We start from the raw sequence: 18444 nt of genomic DNA on the forward strand, positions 1-18444 counted from the left end.
AGCCCACGGCGAACCCGGCCCGCACGCGCCCCGGGCGCGCGGGCACGGACACACGAACATGGGCGGGCCGCCGCGGCCCACCCATGTCCTCACTACCGTGTCAAGTTGGAGTTCCGCCCCGGAGAAACGGCGATTCGCTATGCGGCCGATCCGCCCGCTTTGGGGTTCACTGTCCGCCCTTTTGGATATAGGCGCGGACGAAGTCCTCGGCGTTCTCTTCCAGCACCTCGTCTATTTCGTCCAGGATCGAGTCCACGTCGTCGGTGAGCTTCTCCTGGCGCTCCTGCACGTCCTCGGTGGTCGTGGCCTCGGTCTCCTCGACCTCTTCCGTGCGCCGGGTGGTCTGCTTCTGACCGCCGGTGTCCTTCGTGGCCATTCCGTACCTCCGCTCTGCCGGTGCCTCCGACCCTATCTCCGATCTTCGACGGTGCGCGGAACTCTCGGGTCCGTTTCCCGTCTCCGCCCGGGGGCCGGGGGCATGCTCGGGTTATCGCCGGTCCGCCGCCCAGCGAAACGGGCAAACCGTCCACGAAACCGGCCCGTTACCCGGCACGGCCCGCGGGCTCAGCTCTGGCCGGTCAGGGTGGCCACGAGCTCCGCGGCGGTGCGGCAGCGGTCCAGGAGGGCGCCCACGTGCTGCTTGGTGCCCCGCAGGGGCTCCAGAGTGGGCACGCGCTGCAGCGACTCCCGCCCCGGGACGTCGAAGATGACCGAGTCCCAGGAGGCCGCGGCGACTGATTCGGCGTACTGGCGCAGGCAGCGGCCCCGGAAGTAGGCCCGCGTGTCCTCCGGCGGGTCCTCTACGGCGGCCTGGACCTGCTCCTCGGTGACGACCCGGTCGATGCGCCCGCGGTCCACCAGGCGGTTGTACAGGCCCTTGTCGGGCCGGATGTCGGTGTACTGCAGGTCGACGAGCTGCAGGCGCGAATGGGACCAGTCCAGGCCGTCGCGGCTGCGGTAGCCCTCCAGCAGGGACAGCTTGGCGACCCAGTCGAGCTCGCGGGACAGCTGCATCGGGTCGTCGCCGAGGCGGTGCAGGACGGACTCCCAGCGGTCCAGGACGTCCCTGGTCATCTCGTCCACGTCCGCGCCGAACCGGTCCTCGACGTACTTGCGCGACTGCTCCAGGTACTCCATCTGGAGCTGGACCGCGGTCATCTTGCGGCCGTCGCGCAGCGTGAGCAGGTGCTTGCAGGACGGGTCGTGGGAGACCGCCCGGAGCGCGGCGACCGGCATGTCGACCGAGAGGTCGACGGTGAGGAAGCCGTCCTCGATCATGGCGAGGACGAGCGAGGTGGTGCCCAGCTTGAGGTACGTGGACAGCTCGGCCATGTTGGCGTCGCCGATGATGACGTGCAGCCGCCGGTACTTCTCGGGGTCGGCGTGCGGCTCGTCGCGGGTGTTGATGATCGGCCGCTTGAGCGTGGTCTCCAGCCCCACCTCGACCTCGAAGAAGTCGGCGCGCTGGCTGATCTGGAAGCCGTCGCCGCGGCCGTCCACGCCGATGCCGACGCGGCCGGCGCCGCAGACGACCTGGCGGGAGACGAAGAACGGGGTCAGGTGCCGGACGATGTCGGCGAAGGGCGTCTCGCGGCGCATGAGGTAGTTCTCATGGCAGCCGTAGGAGGCGCCCTTGTTGTCGGTGTTGTTCTTGTAGAGCTGGATGGGGTGGGTGCCGGGGACGAGCGCGGCGCGCCGCGCCGCGTCGGCCATCACGCGCTCGCCCGCCTTGTCCCAGATGACGGCGTCGAGCGGGTTGGTGCACTCGGGCGCCGAGTACTCCGGGTGCGCGTGGTCGACGTACAGCCGGGCCCCGTTGGTGAGGATGACGTTGGCGAGGCCGAGGTCCTCGTCGGTGAGCTGCGTGGGGTCGGCGACCTCGCGGGCGAGGTCGAAACCGCGGGCGTCGCGGAGCGGATTCTCCTCCTCGAAGTCCCAGCGGGCCCTGCGGGCCCGTGCCGCCGACGCCGCCAGGTAGGCGTTGACGACCTGGGAGGAGGTCACCATCGCGTTGGCCCCTGGCTGTCCGGGTACGGAGATGCCGTACTCGGTCTCGATGCCCATCACCCGCCGAACACTCATATCGTCGAGCCTATCGGGGCCGGGAGGGTGGAGCCACGGGGCCCGCTGTTCGCGGCGCCCGTGGCGTGGCGCGCCGCGCGGCGGCCCCTGTGTGCAGGGGCCGCCGCGCGTGTGCGTCAGGGTCGGGGGCTACAGGTACTGGCCGGTGTTGGCGACGGTGTCGATGGAGCGTCCGGCCTCGGAGCCCTTGGTCCCGGAGACCAGCGTGCGGATGTAGACGATCCGCTCGCCCTTCTTGCCGGAGATGCGGGCCCAGTCGTCGGGGTTGGTGGTGTTGGGCAGGTCCTCGTTCTCGCTGAACTCGTCGACGCAGGCGGCCAGCAGGTGGTTGACCCGCATGCCCTTCTGGCCGGTGTCGAGGAACTGCTTGATGGCCATCTTCTTGGCGCGGTCGACGATGTTCTGGATCATCGCGCCGGAGTTGAAGTCCTTGAAGAACAGGACTTCCTTGTCCCCGTTGGCGTAGGTGACCTCCAGGAAGCGGTTCTCCTCGCTCTCGGTGTACATGCGCTCGACGGTGCGCTGGATCATCGCCTCGACGGTCGCCTCGGTGGAGCCGCCGTGCTCCTTGACGTCGTCGGGGTGCAGCGGCAGTCCGTCCAGGATGTACTTGGAGAAGATGTCCTTGGCGGCCTCGGCGTCCGGCCGCTCGATCTTGATCTTGACGTCCAGCCGGCCGGGCCGCAGGATCGCGGGGTCGATCATGTCCTCGCGGTTGGACGCGCCGATCACGATGACGTTCTCCAGGCCCTCGACGCCGTCGATCTCGCTGAGCAGCTGAGGGACGATGGTGTTCTCGACGTCGGAGGAGACCCCCGACCCGCGGGTGCGGAAGATGGAGTCCATCTCGTCGAAGAACACGATGACCGGCGTCCCGGCGGACGCCTTCTCGCGGGCCCGCTGGAAGACCAGGCGGATGTGCCGCTCGGTCTCGCCGACGTACTTGTTCAGCAGCTCGGGGCCCTTGATGTTGAGGAAGAAGCTCTTGCCCTCCTGGCCGGTCTTCTCTGCGACCTGCTTGGCGAGCGAGTTCGCGACGGCCTTGGCGATGAGCGTCTTGCCGCAGCCGGGCGGACCGTAGAGCAGCACGCCCTTGGGCGGCCGCAGCTGGTGCTCGCGGAACAGGTCGGCATGCAGGTAGGGCAGCTCCACCGCGTCGCGGATCATCTCGATCTGCGATCCGAGGCCGCCGATCTCGTTGTAGGAGATGTCGGGGACCTCTTCGAGGACGAGCTCCTCGACCTCCGCCTTGTGGATCTTCTCGTAGGCGTAGCCGGACCTCGGCTCGAGCATCAGGGAGTCGCCCGCCCGCAGCGGGACGCCGCGCAGCGGCTCGGCGAGCTTGACGACGCGCTCCTCGTCGGCGTGCGCGATGACCAGGGCGCGCTCGCCGTCGTCGAAGAGCTCCTTGAGCATGACGACCTCGCCCTGCTCCTCGAACCTCAGCGCCTCGACGACGTTGAGGGCCTCGTTGAGCATGACCTCCTGGCCGCGCTGCAGTTCGTCGACGTCGACGGCCGGGCTGACGTTCACGCGCAGCTTGCGCCCGCCGGTGAAGATGTCGACCGTTCCGTCGTCTCGCGCGTCCAGGAAGACGCCGAAGCCGGACGGTGGTTGTGCGAGCCTGTCGACCTCCTCCTTGAGCGCCACGATCTGTTCGCGAGCCTCTTTGAGGGTCGCTACGAGACGCTCGTTCTGACCGGTTACGGCGGCCAGGTTGGCCTGCGCCTCATGGAGGCGTTCTTCCAGCACACGTACTTGGCGCGGGGATTCCGCGAGCTTCCGGCGCAGCACGGAGATCTCTTCCTCCAGGAAGGAGATCTGCGTCTGAAGGTCCCTGACCTCCTTTTCGTGCTGCGCCCTGCGCGCCCCAGCATCGTCACGAGCGGCCACGCCCCGCCACCTCCTCACGAAGAGAGCCGACGACCTACTGAGACCCTACCTATCTGGAGGGCTTCCGTAACCTGCCCATTCGGTGTTCGTGTCGTGCGGGGGTCTTCCGGGAGGGTTGGCAGGGGCGCCGTGGAGGCGACGCGGGGTGTGGGCTTACGACGCCCGGACCTGCGGGTTCGAGGTCCCGGGCGTGTCGTGGCACGGCGTTTGCCGAGTCCGGTGAAGGGGCTCGGACAGAATGTGATCTAGGTTGCGTTTCAGCGTCCCGGCCTCGAGAGAGGTCAGGACTCGGCACCGCTGGGCGGGGGCGCGGCGTCGCCGGGCGCGGGGTGGGCGCCCTTCGCGGGACGGCGGCGCCGGGCGGGCGGGGTCACCCCGTCGGCGAGGCGGCGCGCGGTGACGAGGAAGCCGGTGTGGCCGACCATGCGGTGGTCGGGTCGGACGGCGAGCCCGTCGACGTGCCAGGAGCGCAGCATCGTCTCGAAGGCGTAGGGCTCGGCGAACCGGCCGTGCGAGCGCAGGTCCTCGACGACCCGCGACATCTGGGTGGTGGTGGCGATGTAGGCGCAGACCATGCCGCCGGGCACGAGGGCCTTGGCGACGGCGTCGAGGGTCTCCCAGGGCGCGAGCATGTCGAGGACGACGCGGTCGACGTCGGTCTCGGCGAGGGCGTCCTCCAGGGAGCCGACGGTGAGGCGCCAGGCGGGGTGGGGCCCGCCGAAGAACTTCTCGACGTTGGCGCGGGCGATGTCGGCGAAGTCGGGCCGGCGCTCGTAGGAGGAGACGAGGCCGTGCTCGCCGACGGCGCGCAGCAGGAAGCAGCTGAGGGCCCCGGACCCGGCGCCGGCCTCGACCACGCGGGCGCCCGGGAAGATGTCGGCCATCGCGATGATCTGGGCGGCGTCCTTGGGGTAGACGACGGCGGCGCCGCGCGGCATGCGCAGGGTGAAGTCGGCGAGCAGCGGGCGGAAGGCCAGGTACTCGGTGCCGCCGCTGGAGCGGAAGACGCTGCCCTCGGGGCTGCCGATCATCTCGTCGTGGGGCACCGAGCCCTTGTGCGAGTGGTAGACCTTGCCGGGCTGGAGGGTGATGGTGTTGATCCGGCCCTTGGGGTCGGTGAGCTGAACCTGGTCGCCGGGGCGGAACGGGCCGTGCGGGATGCGGCCGGGCGAGGGGGCGGGGCCGTCGGGTCGGGGTTCGCTCATGGAACTCAAGGCTAGCGGCGCGCGCGGGCAGGTCGGGCCGCCGCGACGGCCCGCGGGCGCGGTCAGATGCCGGCGAAGGCGCGGTCGACGTCGGCGACCGCGAGGACGCCGTAGACGCCTCCGTCGGGCTCCACGAGCAGGTACTCCGAGGCGGGGGCGCGCCGCAGCGCCTCGACGAGCTCCTCGCCGGACAGGTCGGCGGGCAGGGTGAGGCCGTCGCCGATGCCCCGCGACAGGTCGCCCGCGCTGACCCAGGGGCGCCGGTGCTCGGGGGTCGCGGTGACGGCCTTCTCGCTGACGAGGCCGAGGGGCCTGCCGTCGTGGTCGGCGATGACGATGGCGCCCGCGTGGTCCTCGCGGGCGCGGCGGACGGCCTCGGCGAGCGGGATGTCCGCGGTGACGAGGGTGGCGCGGCGGGCGAGGCGGCGCGCGGACAGCAGCGGGATGCGGTCGCGGACGCGCTCGGCGCGGATGGACTGGGTGGCGCCGACCCAGATGAAGGAGGCGACCAGGGCCGACCAGAGCAGGGCGAGCCAGCCGATGCCGCCGCCCTCGCCGGTGTTGTAGGTGGCCAGGTAGGCGCCGGCGACGAGGCAGGCGATGGCGACGCCGCGGCCCACCCAGCCGGCGAAGACGCCGCCGCTGCGGCTGCGTCCGGTGACCTTCCAGACGACGGCGCGCACGAGGCGGCCGCCGTCCAGCGGGAGGCCGGGCAGCAGGTTGAACAGCCCGACCAGGAGGTTGGCGAAGGTCAGGGCCTCGACGAGCAGCAGCGCGACGTCCGGCAGGGGGAGGAAGGCGTGGACGAACAGGCCGATCCCGGCGAGGACGAGGTTCACCAGCGGCCCGGCGAACGCGATGAGGAACTCGCGGCCGGGGGTGGGGGCCTCGCGCTCGATGGAGGTCTCCCCGCCGAGGATGTGCAGGGTGACCGAGCGCACGGGAAGGCCGAAGACGCGCGCGGTGACGGCGTGGCTCAGCTCGTGGACGAACACCGAGCCGTAGAGCAGGACGGCGTAGGTGAAGGCGACGAGGTAGCTCAGCGGCCGGCTGACGACGCCGTCGACCTGGCCCTCGAACATGACGGTGACGAGGACCGCGACCAGGAACCAGCTGGGCGAGACGTAGACGGGCACGCCGAACAGGCGGCCCATGAGCAGGCCGGGGCGTGCGGGGCGGTCGTCGTCGGGACCGCGGCCGCCGGCCGGGGTCCTGTCCTCGGTCGGGGGCGCGCTGTGTGTCACGCCCCTGATGCTACGGCCCCGGCGGGGGTGCCGGTCCTCCGCCGGGCGCGCGGCGGCGGTGCGGGATTTCCGTCGGGGGTGTCACCTACGCTGCTGTGCCATGACGACGACCGAGGCGGGCAGCACCGAGGCCGGTGGTATCGAGGCGGGCGGCACCGACGCGGCGGGCGGGGCGTCCGTGCCGCCCGCGCGCATGCCGGAGGCGGGGGACGCGGCGGTGGTGGTCGGGTCGTTGTCGCCGTCGCGGGCGGGCGATTTCATGACGTGCCCGCTGCTGTACCGGTTCCGGGTGATCGACCGGATCCCGGAGCGGCCGAGCGCCGCGGCCGTGCGGGGAACGCTGGTGCACGCGGTGCTGGAGCGGCTGTTCGACCTGCCGACCGGGGCGCGCACGCCGGCGGCGGCGCTGGAGATGCTGGCGCCGGAGTGGGACCGGCTGCTGGAGGAGGAGCCGGAGCTGGCCGAGCTCTTCGAGGACGGCGCCGACGGCGAGGCCGAGCACGCCGAGTGGCTGGCGCAGGCGCGGCGGATGGTCGAGCGCTACTTCACCCTCGAGGACCCGCGCCGGCTGGAGCCGGCCGAGCGCGAGCTGTTCGTGGAGACGGTGCTCGACTCCGGACTGAAGCTGCGCGGGTACATCGACCGCGTCGACGTGGCGCCCAGCGGCGACGTGCGGATCGTGGACTACAAGACCGGGACGGCCCCGCGGGCCGACTTCGAGGCGCGGGCCCTGTTCCAGATGAAGTTCTACGCGCTGGTGCTGTGGCGGCTGCGCGGCCGGGTGCCGCGGCTGCTACAGCTGATGTACCTGGGCAACGGCGAGATCCTGCGCTACGAGCCGGACGAGGCCGACCTGCGCGCCACGCAGCGCAAGGTGGAGGCGCTGTGGCAGGCGATCCGGCGGGCGATGGAGACCGGCGAGTGGCGGGCGCGCGCGGGGCGGCTGTGCGACTGGTGCGACCACAAGGAGCGCTGCCCGGAGTTCGGCGGCACTCCCCCGCCGCTGCCCGCGGCGCCGGTGAACCGCCCCTCCCCCGCCGATCTGGAGGAGGCACGGCGCGCGGACGCGCGCGCGGGGGTCGCTGCCCGGGAGCACGACGATCTCTAGTAGTGCCCCCGGAGCGGCCGGGTCATCCTTGGGGAGGACCGCGGATCCGCGTTCAGGAGGGCTCAGGACCTGCCGCGGCCTCCTAGGGTGATTGTCGTGTCACCCCGCATCCGTGGTCTCCACGCCGTCCGCGCCTGGCTGCACGCGCGCCCGATGGCGGCCGACGCGTTGCTCGCGCTCGGCGTGCTGGCGGTGGGGCTGCCGCAGCTCTTCCTGGAGGAGCTGCCCACCGGCGACGGCTACGACCATTTCCGGACGCCGGACGTCTGGGACGGGCTGCTGGTCACCGCCGTGACGATGGCGCTGGCCTGGCGCCGCCGCCACCCGATGCCGGTGCTGCTGTTCATCATCGGCGGCGAGGTCGTGATGGCGGTGGCGCACTATCCGCCGTCGCTGCCGGACGTCGTGGCGTTCCTGGTGGCCGTCTACAGCGTGGCGGCGCACCGGGGGCTGGCGCAGAGCGCGCTCGGCGGCGTGACGGCGTTCGTCTACTTCCTCGCCTACCTGCTGGTGCTGCCGCTGTCGGTGGCGCCGGAGGTGCTGATCACCGACTGCGCGCTGGTGATCGGCGTGTGGGTGCTGGGCCGCAACCTGCGGCTGCGCCGGGCGTACTTCGCCGAGCTGGAGGACCGGGCGGCGCGGCTGGAGCGTGCCCGCGGCACCGACGCGCGGGCCGCGCGGGTCGAGGAGCGGTCCAGGATCGCGCGGGAGCTGCACGACGTCGTGGCGCACCACGTGAGCGTCATGACCGTGCAGGCGGGCGCCGCGCGGCGGATCATCGACCGGGACCCCGGCAGCGCACGCGAGGCGATGTCGACGATCGAGGAGGTCGGGCGGACCGCGCTGAGCGAGATGCGGCGGATCGTCGGCGTGCTGCGCACGGACCGCGATCCCGAGCGGGCGGGCCGGGAGCTGGCGCCGCAGCCGGGCCTCGGCGACCTCGGCGAGCTGCTGGAGCACGTCCGGGAGACGGGCCTGTCGGTGCAGCTGTGGATGGAGGGCGAGGCGCGGCCGCCGTCCCCGGGCGTGGACGTGGCGGCGTTCCGGCTGATCCAGGAGGCGCTGACGAACACGCTGAAGCACGCGGGGCCGCAGGCGCGGGCCTGGGTGCGGCTCTACTACGGCGACAGCGACCTGACGGTGGAGATCGAGGACGACGGGCGCGGGACGGCGACGTTCATGGCCGACAACGGGGACAATCCCGGGCACGGTCTGGTCGGCATGTACGAGCGGGTCGCGCTGTACGGTGGCGAGTTGAAGATCGGGCCGAGGGTCGGCGGCGGGTTCGGCGTGCGGGCCCGGTTCCCGCTGGAGCCGTGAGCCGCGCGAGGCCGTAGGTTGGGCAGGAGCGCCGCGGACGCGGCGGTCACGGTGAGGCGAGGAGCGCGACGATGAACGGTCCGGGACGGCGGCCGGCGGTGGCGGCCCGATGACCACGGTGCGGGTGCTGCTCGTCGACGACCAGCCGCTGCTGCGGACGGGGTTCCGGCTCATCCTGGAGGCGGAGGCCGACCTCGCCGTCGTCGGGGAGGCCGGGGACGGCGCGGCGGCGGTGGAGCTGACCCGGTCGCTGCTGCCGGACGTGGTGCTGATGGACATCCGGATGCCGGGGGTGGACGGCATCGAGGCGACCCGCCGGATCATCCGGGAGGGCGCGGCCTCGCACGACCCCAGGGTGCTGATCCTGACGACGTTCGACCTGGACGAGTACGTCATCGAGGCGGTCCGGGCGGGCGCCAGCGGGTTCCTGCTCAAGGACTCCCCGCCCGAGGACCTGGTGCAGGCGATCCGGATCGTGGCGGAGGGCGACGCGATCGTGGCGCCGTCGGTGACGCGGCGCCTGCTGGACAAGTTCGCCAACCGGCTGCCCGCCGTGCGGGACGCGGCGCCCCCGCCGGGGCTGGACACCCTGACCCAGCGGGAGCGCGAGGTGCTGTCGCACGTGGCCCGCGGCCAGTCCAACGCCGAGATCGCGGCGGAGCTCGTGGTGAGCGAGACGACGGTGAAGACGCACGTGGGCAACGTCCTGGCCAAGCTCGGCCTGCGGGACCGCGTGCAGGCCGTGGTGTACGCGTACGAGACGGGGCTGAGCAGGCCCGGCCAGAGCTGACGCGCGGGGCCGGGGGGCCGGCCTCAGGGTCGGTCCCTGAGGCCCCCCTGGCTTTCGGCATCGGAGGCCTACTCCGGTAGGACGACGGAGGGCGGGCTTCTCCTGCCGTGGGTGGACGGGCAAGTCCGTTCCTGGGGTCCAGGAAACCGGTTTGTTCGACTTCTAGGGTTTTGGGAGTCGGATCGCCGGGGGCACGACGCGGTCCGGACGCATTCCTGCTCACTCACCCACGGGAGTACACGTGACGAACACCGCCCCATCGACCGCCGGCGCGCCCGCGCCCGGGGCGGGCGACTTCGCCGCTCGAACCCAGCAGATCGCGAAGGTGTACGGGCGCGGCGACGCCCAGGTCGTCGCGCTCGACACGGTCACCGTCGGCATTCCCCGCGGCCGGTTCACCGCGATCATGGGCCCCTCCGGATCCGGCAAGTCCACCCTGATGCACTGCATGGCGGGGCTGGACTCGGTGGACTCCGGGGCGGTCTTCATCGGGGACACCGATCTGACCCGGCTCAAGGACAAGCAGCTCACCCGGCTGCGCCGCGACAAGATCGGCTTCATCTTCCAGGCGTTCAACCTGGTGCCGACCCTGACCGCGCTGGAGAACATCACGCTGCCGATGGACATCGCGGGCCGCAGGCCCGACCGGGAGTGGCTGGACTCGGTGATCGACACGGTGGGGCTGCGGCCGCGGCTCAAGCACCGTCCCACCGAGCTGTCGGGCGGGCAGCAGCAGCGGGTGGCGTGCGCCCGCGCCCTGGCGTCCCGACCGGAGATCATCTTCGCGGACGAGCCGACCGGGAACCTGGACTCGCGCTCGGGCGCCGAGGTCCTCGGCTTCCTGCGCGACTCGGTGCGGCGGATGGGGCAGACCATCGTGATGGTCACCCACGACCCGTCCGCGGCCGCGTACGCCGACCAGGTGCTGTTCCTGTCCGACGGGCAGATCGTCGACACCATGACCGAGCCGACCGCCGAGCGGGTGCTGGAGCGCATGAAGGGCTTCGACGCCGGCGGCCACGACACCCGTCCCGCGGACGCGGCCGGATCCGGGGTGTCGGCGCGATGATGGGCAAGGTCACGCTCCGCAACCTCGCGGCGCACAAGATCAGGCTGGTGCTGACGGCCGTCGCGGTGATCCTCGGCGTCGCGTTCGTGGCCGGCACGCTGATCTTCACCGACAGCATGAACAAGCAGTTCGACGAGCTGTTCAGCCGGATCGGCACGAACGTGGCCGTCGACGTGCGGGCCAAGAAGGTCGTCGAGGGCGACGACGACGGGATGGCGGCGCAGCCGGTGCCGGCGACCGTGCTGAAGACCCTGCAGGGCATCGACGGCGTCAAGGACCCCAAGGGCAACGTCAACGGGTACGCCGCCGTCGTCGGCAAGGACGGGAAGATCGTCGGGACGGCCCAGGACGGCCCGCCGCAGTTCGGAACGAACTGGTCGACGGGCGGGACCTACGACCTGGCGTCGGGCCGCGCCCCGCGGGGGCCGGACGAGGTCGTCATCGACGCCAAGACCGCGGAGAAGGGCAAGCTCGCGGTCGGCGACACCACCCGGGTCATCACCGCCGGCCCGCCCGTCCGCATGCGGATCGTCGGGCTGGTCGACGCGGGGAACCTGATGGGCGCGACCCTCACCGGGTTCGACACCCCGACCGCGCAGCGGCTGATGCTGAAGCCCGGCTACTTCAGCGACATCGAGATGGGCTCCACCGGCCCGTCCCAGGCCGAGCTGCGCGACCGGGTCGCCAAGGCGCTGCCGCAGAACCTGGAGGCCGTCACCGGCGAGAAGCTCCGCGAGGAGTCCAAGAGCGACATCGCCACGATGATGAGCTTCTTCCGCACGTTCCTCCTCGTGTTCGCGCTCATCTCGATCTTCGTCGGGTCGTTCATCATCTTCAACACGTTCTCGATGCTGGTCGCGCAGCGGACCCGCGAGCTGGCGCTGCTGCGCGCCATCGGCGCCGCCCGCGGCCAGGTGACGCGGGCGGTGATCGGCGAGGCCGTCGCGGTCGGTGTGGTCGGCTCCACCCTCGGCCTCGCGGCCGGCGCGGGCCTGGCGTCCCTGCTGCAGAGCCAGATGGGCGACGCCGGGCAGGGCGGGCTGACCTTCACCGCGACCCCGGTGATCTGGTCGTACGCGGTGGGCATCGTGGTGACGGTCGTGTCGGCCTACTTCCCGGCCCGCCGCGCCGCGAAGATCCCGCCGGTGGCGGCGATGCGCGACGACGTCGCGCTGCCGCAGCGGTCGCTGCGGATCCGGATCGCGCTCGGCTCCCTGCTCACCCTCGTGGGCGCGGGCCTCATCGGCGCCGGCCTCGCCGGGGCCGGCGGCAACCCGGCGGTCCCGGTGGGCGTGGGCGCGTTCGCGGTCTTCATCGGCGTCGCCATGCTCGCCCCGGTGATCAGCGTCCCGGTGATGAAGGTGCTCGGGGCCCCGTTCGCGCGGCTGATGGGCTCCCCCGGGCGCCTCGCGCGGCAGAACGCGCTGCGCAACCCGCGCCGCACCGCCGCGACGGCCGCCGCGCTGATGATCGGGCTGGCGCTGATCACCACGGTCAACGTGCTGGGCGCGACCATGCGGGCCTCGATCGACGAGCAGGTCGACGCGCAGTTCGGCGCCGACTACCTCGTCGAGGTGCAGGGCGCGGGCGCCGTCAGCGCCGACGCCGCGCAGAAGGTCCGGGCGACCCCCGGGGTCGCCGCCGCGTCCCCCACCTACGAGGGCGACGCCAGGATCGCCGGCAAGAAGGCCTGGTACATGTCCGGCGACGCGGCGGTGATCGCCAAGGCCGCCAAGCTGAAGATCACCTCCGGTGGCAGCGACATCGGCGACGCCGGGATCATGGTGGACGAGGGCACCGCCAAGGCCCGCGGATGGAAGGTCGGGGCCGTGGTCCCGGTGCAGTTCACCGACGGGCGGACCGAGCGGCTGACGCTGGCGGGCGTGTACGCCAAGAGCGATCTGATCGGTCCCCGCCTCATCTCCCAGCAGGCGCACCTGCGGCACACGCTGAAGCCGGCCGTGACCTCGGTCGTGGTGGACGCCTCCGCGCCGTCGGCGGCGACGAAGGGCGCGCTGGAGTCGGCGCTGAAGGACTACCCGAACCTCAAGGTGTCCGACCAGGCGTCGCTGAAGGCCGACGCCCGCAAGCAGGTCGACGGGCTCGTGACGTTCCTGACGATCCTGCTGGTGATGTCCGTCATCATCGCGGCCGTCGGGGTGATCAACACCCTGGCGCTTTCGGTGATCGAGCGGACCCGGGAGATCGGGCTGCTGCGCGCGATCGGGATCTCCCGGCGGCAGCTGCGCCGCATGATCCGGCTGGAGTCCATCATGATCGCGGTCTTCGGCGCCGTGCTCGGCATGGGCATCGGGGTGGCGTTCGGCGCGGCCCTGCAGAACGCCCTCGCCGACAAGGGCCTCGGGGTCCTCGCCGTCCCGTACGCGACCCTGGGGATCTACCTGGTGGTCGCCGCGGTCATCGGTGTGCTGGCGGCCCTCTGGCCGGCGTGGCGCGCGGGCCGGATGGACGTCCTCAAGGCCATCTCCACCGAGTAGCCCAGACCTCGCGGCCATGAGGAAAGGCCCGGTCCCCCTCGCGGGGGCCGGGCCTTTCCTCATGCGCGAGACGCGCGAGGCGCGCCTGGCAGCGCTACTCCACGGGCTCCGCGTCGTCGGCCGGGACCGGGTCGGCGGTCGGCGCGGCGGGCGTCACCGCGGCCTTGGCGACCGCGTCGGTCGCGCTGACCGTGGTGTTCTCCGGGAAGTGGCAGGCCGCCTGGTGACCCGGGCTGAGCTCGACCAGCGGCGGCTCGACCTGCTTGCAGATGTCCTGCGCCTTCCAGCAGCGGGTGTGGAAGCGGCAGGCGGGCGGCGGGTCGAGCGGGCTCGGCACGTCGCCCTCCAGCCGGATGCGCTTGCGGTCCCCGCGCTCGCTCGGGTCGGGGATCGGCACCGCCGACAGCAGCGCGTTGGTGTAGGGGTGCATCGGCCGCTCGTACAGGTCCGCCCGGTCCGCCACCTCGACGATCTTGCCGAGGTACATGACGGCGACGCGGTCGGAGATGTGCCGGACGACCGACAGGTCGTGCGCGATCACCACGTAGGTGAGGTCGAGCTCGTTCTGCAGGTCCTCCAGCAGGTTGACGACCTGCGCCTGCACCGACACGTCCAGCGCCGACACCGGCTCGTCCGCGACGATCAGCTTCGGCTTGAGGGCCAGGGTGCGGGCGATGCCGATGCGCTGCCGCTGACCGCCGGAGAACTCGTGCGGGTAGCGGTTGTAGTGCTCGGGGTTCAGCCCGACCAGCTCCAGGATCTCCTGGACGGCCTTCTTGACGCCCTGCTTGGCCTCGAGGTTCTGCAGCCGGAAGGGCGCCCCGACGATCGCGCCGACCGTCTTGCGCGGGTTCAGCGACGAGTACGGGTCCTGGAAGATCATCTGAAGGTCCCGGCGGAGCGGCCGGAGCCGCCCCTGCGACATCGTGGTGATGTCCTGGCCCTCAAAAGTGATCTTGCCGAAGCTCGGGTCCAGCAGCCGCATGATCATCCGGCCGGTGGTGGACTTGCCGCAGCCCGACTCGCCCACCAGCCCGAGCGTCTCGCCCTTGCGGACGGAGAACGACACGCCGTCGACGGCCTTGACCGCCGCGACCTGCCGGCGCAGCAGCCCCGCGGTGACGGGGAAGTGCTTGCCGAGGTTCTCCACCTCCAGCAGCGGCTCGCCGTCCCGCGCGGGGCGGGTCTCCGCGGCCGGACGGGTCTCGTCGGCCGGGGTCTTCGTAGTGTTCACAGTCTCGTTCCCACCCGTGCTCGTCACAGCTTCGCCCGGATCTCGTCGTTCCAGATCTGCCGCTTCTTCTCCAGTGGGAGATGGCACGCCGCCTTGTGGCCCGGCTCGGCCTCGACCAGCTCGGGCCGCTCGGTCGTGCTCTTGTCCCCGTTGAGGTCACTGTAGGGGCAGCGCGGATGGAACGCGCAGCCCGACGGCACGTTGATCAGGCTCGGCGGCGAACCCTCGATCGGCATCAGCCGCTCCGAGCGCTCCCGGTCCAGCCTCGGCATCGAGCCGAGCAGGCCCCAGGTGTAGGGGTGCAGCGGCTGGTGGAAGGCGTCGTCGACCGACGCGTACTCCACCGCGCGCCCCGCGTACATCACCAGGATGTCGTCGGACAGCTCGGCGACCACCCCGAGGTCGTGGGTGATCATGATGACCGCGGAGTTGAACTCCTGCTGCAGGTCCCGGATCAGGTCCAGGATCTGCGCCTGGACGGTCACGTCCAGTGCCGTGGTCGGCTCGTCGGCGATCAGCAGCTCGGGGTCGCAGGACAGCGCCATCGCGATCATCGCGCGCTGCCGCATGCCGCCGGAGAACTGGTGCGGGTAGTCGTCCACCCGCTTGTCCGGCTTGGGGATGCCGACCTTGCCGAGCATGTCAACGGCGTGCTTGCGGGCCACCGACTTGGACACGTCGTTGTGCACCCGGTAGGCCTCGACGATCTGCTGGCCGACCGTGTAGAAGGGGTGCATCGACGACAGCGGGTCCTGGAAGATCATCGCCATGTCGCGGCCGCGGAGCCGGCGCACCTCGGACTGCGAGGCGCCGACGATCTCCTTGCCGTCCAGCCAGATCTCCCCGGACACGTCGGCGTTGCGCCGGTTGTGCAGGCCGAGGATGCCGAGGCTGGTCACGCTCTTGCCGGAGCCCGACTCGCCCACGATCCCGAGCGTGCGGCCGCGCTCCAGCTGAAACGACAGCCCGTCGACGGACTTGACCAGGCCGTCGTCCGTCGGGAAGTGGATCTTCAGGTCGCGGACCTCGAGGAACGCGCTCGGGGCCTCGCCGGTGCCCGCGGTGTCCGCGGCGGGCGCGGTGCCGGTCATCAGCCAAGCCTCACTCTCGGGTCGACGATCGCGTACAGCATGTCGACGATCAGGTTGATCACGATGATGGAGGTCGCCGTGAGCAGCGTCACGCCGAGCACCATGGGCAGGTCGCCGCCCCGGATCGAGCTGATCGCCAGCTGGCCCAGCCCCGGGATGCCGAAGGTGTTCTCCGTCAGGACGGCGCCGCCGAGCAGCAGGCCGAGGTCCAGGCCGAAGATGGTGAGGATCGGCGTCAGCGAGGCGCGCAGCGCGTGCTTGGTGACGACGGTCTTCTCCGACAGGCCCTTGGCGCGGGCGGTGCGGATGTAGTCCTCGTTCATCGTCTCCAGCATGCCCGCTCTGGTGAGCCGCGCGTACATCGCGGCGTACAGGAACGCGAGCGTCACCCAGGGCAGGACCAGCGCCTGGAACCAGCTCACCGGATTGGAGGTGAACGGGGTGTAGCTGCCGCCGCCCGGGAAGATCTTGAGTGTGTAGGAGAACAGCGCGAGCGAGACCAGGCCGGTGAAGTAGATGGGCAGCGACACGCCGCTCAGCGCGATGATCATCGCCGCCCGGTCCCAGACCGAGCCTCTGCGCAGCGCCGACAGCACTCCGGTGGCGATGCCGCCCACGAGCCAGACCAGGGCGGCGCCGAGGGCCAGCGACAGGGTCGCCGGGGCGCGGTCGACCAGCGTCTCCAGCACGGGCTGGCTGCTACGGAACGAGTAGCCGAGGCACGGCGCCGGGCAGTGGTCGGTCACGGGACCGGCCTTGTAGTCCTTGCCGACGACGATGGCCTTGACGTAGTTGCCGTACTGGACCACGACGGGCTTGTCGAGGCCGAGCCGCTCCTTGGTGTCCTGGATGGCCTCGGCGGTCGGCGCCTTGCCCACGTAGGACGCCGCGATCTGGTCGGTCGTCTGTCCGGCGATCTTGGGCAGCCAGAAGAAGATGCCGAAGGTCACCATGCTGACCAGCAGCAACATGACGACGGCACCGATGAGGCGCCGGATGATGTATGCGAACACAATGCTCGGCCCGACCCGCCGGCCGGCGGGACCTGTGGGTCCCGGACCGGCCGGCGGGCGTCGCCTTCACCTGCCTTCAGCTGGACGCACGGACGAAGCGGAGTGTCACTCCACGCCCATGTTGAGGTAGTCGTACATTCCGCCGTAGTAGTAAGTGATGCCCGCGTTGGTCACGCGCTTCGGCCGGTACATCAGGGCCTTGGCGTAGATCAGCGGGACCTCGGCGGCGGTCGCCATGACCGCCTTGTCGACCTCACCGTAGGCCTTCAGGCGAGCGGCCTTGTCACCGTTGGAGATCGCGTCGTCGAGACCCTTGTTGACCTTCGGGTCGTTGAGCTCGGCGAGGTTGTTGCCGCCGGACGGCTTGATCGCCGCACCGTGCACGATCTGCGAGAGGAAGCCGTAGCCGGTGGGCCAGTCGGCCGCCCACGCCATGATCATCATGCCGACGCCGTGGTCGTGGACGTACTTCGGCACGCCGACGTACTTGTTGAAGTAGTCGCCGGCCGGGAACTGCACGATGCTGACCTTGATGCCGACCTTGGCGAGGCTCTGCTGGATCGCCTCGGCCATCGCGACTTCCTTCGGCCGGTCGGACCGCGCCGAGATCTTGGTGCTGAAGCCGTTCGGCTGGCCGCAGGCCTGCAGCTCCGACTTGGCCTTGGCGAGCGTCGCCTGGTCGAGGCCACCGCCCTCGGCCTGCTTCTGGGGGAACAGGTCGAACTTGGTGTACCCGTCCACCGACGGCGGCAGCACGGTGGTGGCGATGTCGCCACCGGCCAGCGGGCCTCCGTAGGCGGTCTGCGCGGCGACCTTGTCGGTCGCGTACTGCACGGCCGTCCGGCAGTGGATGTTGTCCAGCGGCTTGACGTTCACGTTCAGCGACATGAACCGCAGGAAGCCCTGGACGGGGTTGTCGACGTACGGCTTCTGCTCGGGGGTCAGCACCTTCGGCTGGGTCCCGGCCTGGACGCCGACGCCGGTGATGTCCATGTCCAGCGCGCCGGCCAGCTGCCGCTGGTCGATGTCGTCCGCGTTCTGCTTGACCTGGACCTCGATCTTGTCCGGCAGCGCCTTGCGGAGCGGGTCGGTGCTCTGGTTCCAGTTCGGGTTGCGCGACAGCGACATCGACTTGCCGCGCGTGTAGTTGTCGATCTTGTACGGGCCGCTGGAGACGATCGCGGACTCGTACTTCGTGCCGGTGTCCTTGGCCTTGGGCACAGGGATGGACTGCGACATCGAGACCAGGTAGTCGAATTCCTGGAACGCCTCGTTCAGGTGGAAGACGATCGTCTGGTCGTCGGGGGTCTCGATGGACTTCAGACCCTCGTCGCTCTTGTCGTCGTACGGGCCCTTGTAGGCGGGCTTGTTGTCGACGAGGTACTGCTTGAAGTACTTCGGCCCGAGCTGCAGTTCCTTGGTGTAGTTGCTGCGCTCGATCGCGTACTTGACGTCCTTGGACGTGACCGTGGTGCCGTCGTCGTACTTGACGCCGGTCCGCAGCTTGTACGTCCAGGTCTTGCCGCCGTCGGTGGACTGGCCCATGTCGGTGGCCAGGTCAGGGACGATCTCGAGGCTCTCCTTGCCCGCGGCCGCCTTGGCCGTGGTCAGACCGCGGCCGTAGAGACGGGCGAAGTTCTGGGAGAACGCGTAGTAGGTGTTGCCCGGGTCCGGCGAGTCCCAGTCGTCGGAGTCGGCCAGCTTGAGCGTGCCGCCCTTCTTGTCCGACTTGTTGACGACCTCGTTCACGCCGGCGTTGTACCCGGGGCCGCTCCCCGAGCCTCCGGATTCACCGCCGCCGCAGGCGGCGAGCCCTGCGGCCGCGACCACACCGGCCGCGAAGACCGCAATTGGTCTCATCTTGTTCATGTGCAGGCGCACCCCTTCAATTAGACGG

At 70.9% G+C, this 18444-nt stretch carries 14 protein-coding genes; 5 read left to right on the top strand and 9 right to left on the bottom strand.

What is annotated here, in order from left to right:
• Positions 1–166: 166 nt before the first annotated feature.
• The 5 genes from BJY14_RS00365 to BJY14_RS00385 form a co-directional block, all read right to left on the bottom strand.
• Positions 167–376 carry a ubiquitin-like protein Pup gene (locus tag BJY14_RS00365; protein ID WP_021593619.1) on the bottom strand — a complete coding sequence of 70 codons (210 nt, stop codon included), beginning with the start codon at positions 374–376 and terminating at the stop codon, positions 167–169.
• Positions 377–564: 188 nt separating this feature from the next.
• Entirely contained in the window at positions 565–2082 is a 1518-nt protein-coding gene (dop, locus tag BJY14_RS00370; protein WP_179841726.1) for a depupylase/deamidase Dop, read from the bottom strand.
• Between the two features lie 129 nt (positions 2083–2211).
• Positions 2212–3975 (bottom strand): proteasome ATPase, encoded by a 1764-nt coding sequence (gene arc / locus BJY14_RS00375; protein WP_179841727.1) that lies wholly within the window; start codon positions 3973–3975, stop codon positions 2212–2214.
• A gap of 281 nt (positions 3976–4256) precedes the next feature.
• Positions 4257–5180: a tRNA (adenine-N1)-methyltransferase gene (locus BJY14_RS00380; protein WP_179841728.1), complete on the bottom strand. Its 924-nt coding sequence runs from the start codon at positions 5178–5180 to the stop codon at positions 4257–4259.
• 62 nt (positions 5181–5242) lie between these two features.
• Entirely contained in the window at positions 5243–6424 is a 1182-nt protein-coding gene (locus BJY14_RS00385; RefSeq protein ID WP_312878885.1) for a site-2 protease family protein, read from the bottom strand.
• A 193-nt stretch (positions 6425–6617) separates the two neighbouring features.
• Between BJY14_RS00385 and BJY14_RS00390 the strand changes: the two genes are divergently transcribed.
• From BJY14_RS00390 to BJY14_RS00410, 5 genes are all read left to right on the top strand, one after another.
• On the top strand, positions 6618–7532 hold the full coding sequence (locus BJY14_RS00390) for a RecB family exonuclease (protein WP_218905884.1): 915 nt from the start codon (positions 6618–6620) through the stop codon (positions 7530–7532).
• A 96-nt stretch (positions 7533–7628) separates the two neighbouring features.
• Positions 7629–8852: a sensor histidine kinase gene (locus BJY14_RS00395; protein ID WP_179841730.1), complete on the top strand. Its 1224-nt coding sequence runs from the start codon at positions 7629–7631 to the stop codon at positions 8850–8852.
• Between the two features lie 109 nt (positions 8853–8961).
• On the top strand, positions 8962–9642 hold the full coding sequence (locus BJY14_RS00400; protein ID WP_179841731.1) for a response regulator: 681 nt from the start codon (positions 8962–8964) through the stop codon (positions 9640–9642).
• 241 nt (positions 9643–9883) lie between these two features.
• On the top strand, positions 9884–10711 hold the full coding sequence (locus BJY14_RS00405; protein ID WP_179841732.1) for an ABC transporter ATP-binding protein: 828 nt from the start codon (positions 9884–9886) through the stop codon (positions 10709–10711).
• Positions 10708–13209, top strand: a complete 2502-nt coding sequence (locus BJY14_RS00410; RefSeq protein WP_246395738.1) for an ABC transporter permease — start codon at positions 10708–10710, stop codon at positions 13207–13209. The genes BJY14_RS00405 and BJY14_RS00410 overlap by 4 nt, the downstream gene beginning before the upstream one ends.
• Before the next feature lie 94 nt (positions 13210–13303).
• Here the strand turns inward: BJY14_RS00410 and BJY14_RS00415 are convergent, their stop codons facing one another.
• The 4 genes from BJY14_RS00415 to BJY14_RS00430 all read right to left on the bottom strand — a co-directional run bounded on the left by BJY14_RS00415 (position 13304) and on the right by BJY14_RS00430 (position 18407).
• Positions 13304–14443, bottom strand: a complete 1140-nt coding sequence (locus BJY14_RS00415) for an ABC transporter ATP-binding protein (protein WP_376769988.1) — start codon at positions 14441–14443, stop codon at positions 13304–13306.
• 23 nt (positions 14444–14466) lie between these two features.
• Positions 14467–15534 (bottom strand): ABC transporter ATP-binding protein, encoded by a 1068-nt coding sequence (locus tag BJY14_RS00420; protein ID WP_179841733.1) that lies wholly within the window; start codon positions 15532–15534, stop codon positions 14467–14469.
• The gene (locus BJY14_RS00425) at positions 15534–16547 is read right to left on the bottom strand and encodes an ABC transporter permease (RefSeq protein WP_179841734.1); all 1014 of its coding nucleotides are present in this window, start codon (positions 16545–16547) and stop codon (positions 15534–15536) included. Before BJY14_RS00425 ends, BJY14_RS00420 begins: the two co-directional genes overlap by 1 nt.
• A 105-nt stretch (positions 16548–16652) precedes the next feature.
• A complete protein-coding gene (locus BJY14_RS00430; RefSeq protein ID WP_179841735.1) occupies positions 16653–18407 on the bottom strand; it encodes an ABC transporter substrate-binding protein in 1755 nt (584 codons plus the stop codon).
• Between the last annotated feature and the right edge of the window lie 37 nt (positions 18408–18444).

The organism is Actinomadura luteofluorescens, assembly GCF_013409365.1.
GTDB classification, from domain to species: domain Bacteria; phylum Actinomycetota; class Actinomycetes; order Streptosporangiales; family Streptosporangiaceae; genus Spirillospora; species Spirillospora luteofluorescens.

Coding starts and splice junctions, on each gene's coding strand:
- dop (WP_179841726.1), bottom strand. CDS start 2,082: ATGAGTGTTCGGCGGGTGATGGGCATCGAGACCGAGTACGGCATCTCC.
- BJY14_RS00380 (WP_179841728.1), bottom strand. CDS start 5,180: ATGAGCGAACCCCGACCCGACGGCCCCGCCCCCTCGCCCGGCCGCATC.
- BJY14_RS00430 (WP_179841735.1), bottom strand. CDS start 18,407: ATGAGACCAATTGCGGTCTTCGCGGCCGGTGTGGTCGCGGCCGCAGGG.
- BJY14_RS00365 (WP_021593619.1), bottom strand. CDS start 376: ATGGCCACGAAGGACACCGGCGGTCAGAAGCAGACCACCCGGCGCACG.
- BJY14_RS00400 (WP_179841731.1), top strand. CDS start 8,962: ATGACCACGGTGCGGGTGCTGCTCGTCGACGACCAGCCGCTGCTGCGG.
- BJY14_RS00390 (WP_218905884.1), top strand. CDS start 6,618: ATGCCGGAGGCGGGGGACGCGGCGGTGGTGGTCGGGTCGTTGTCGCCG.
- BJY14_RS00410 (WP_246395738.1), top strand. CDS start 10,708: ATGATGGGCAAGGTCACGCTCCGCAACCTCGCGGCGCACAAGATCAGG.
- BJY14_RS00420 (WP_179841733.1), bottom strand. CDS start 15,534: ATGACCGGCACCGCGCCCGCCGCGGACACCGCGGGCACCGGCGAGGCC.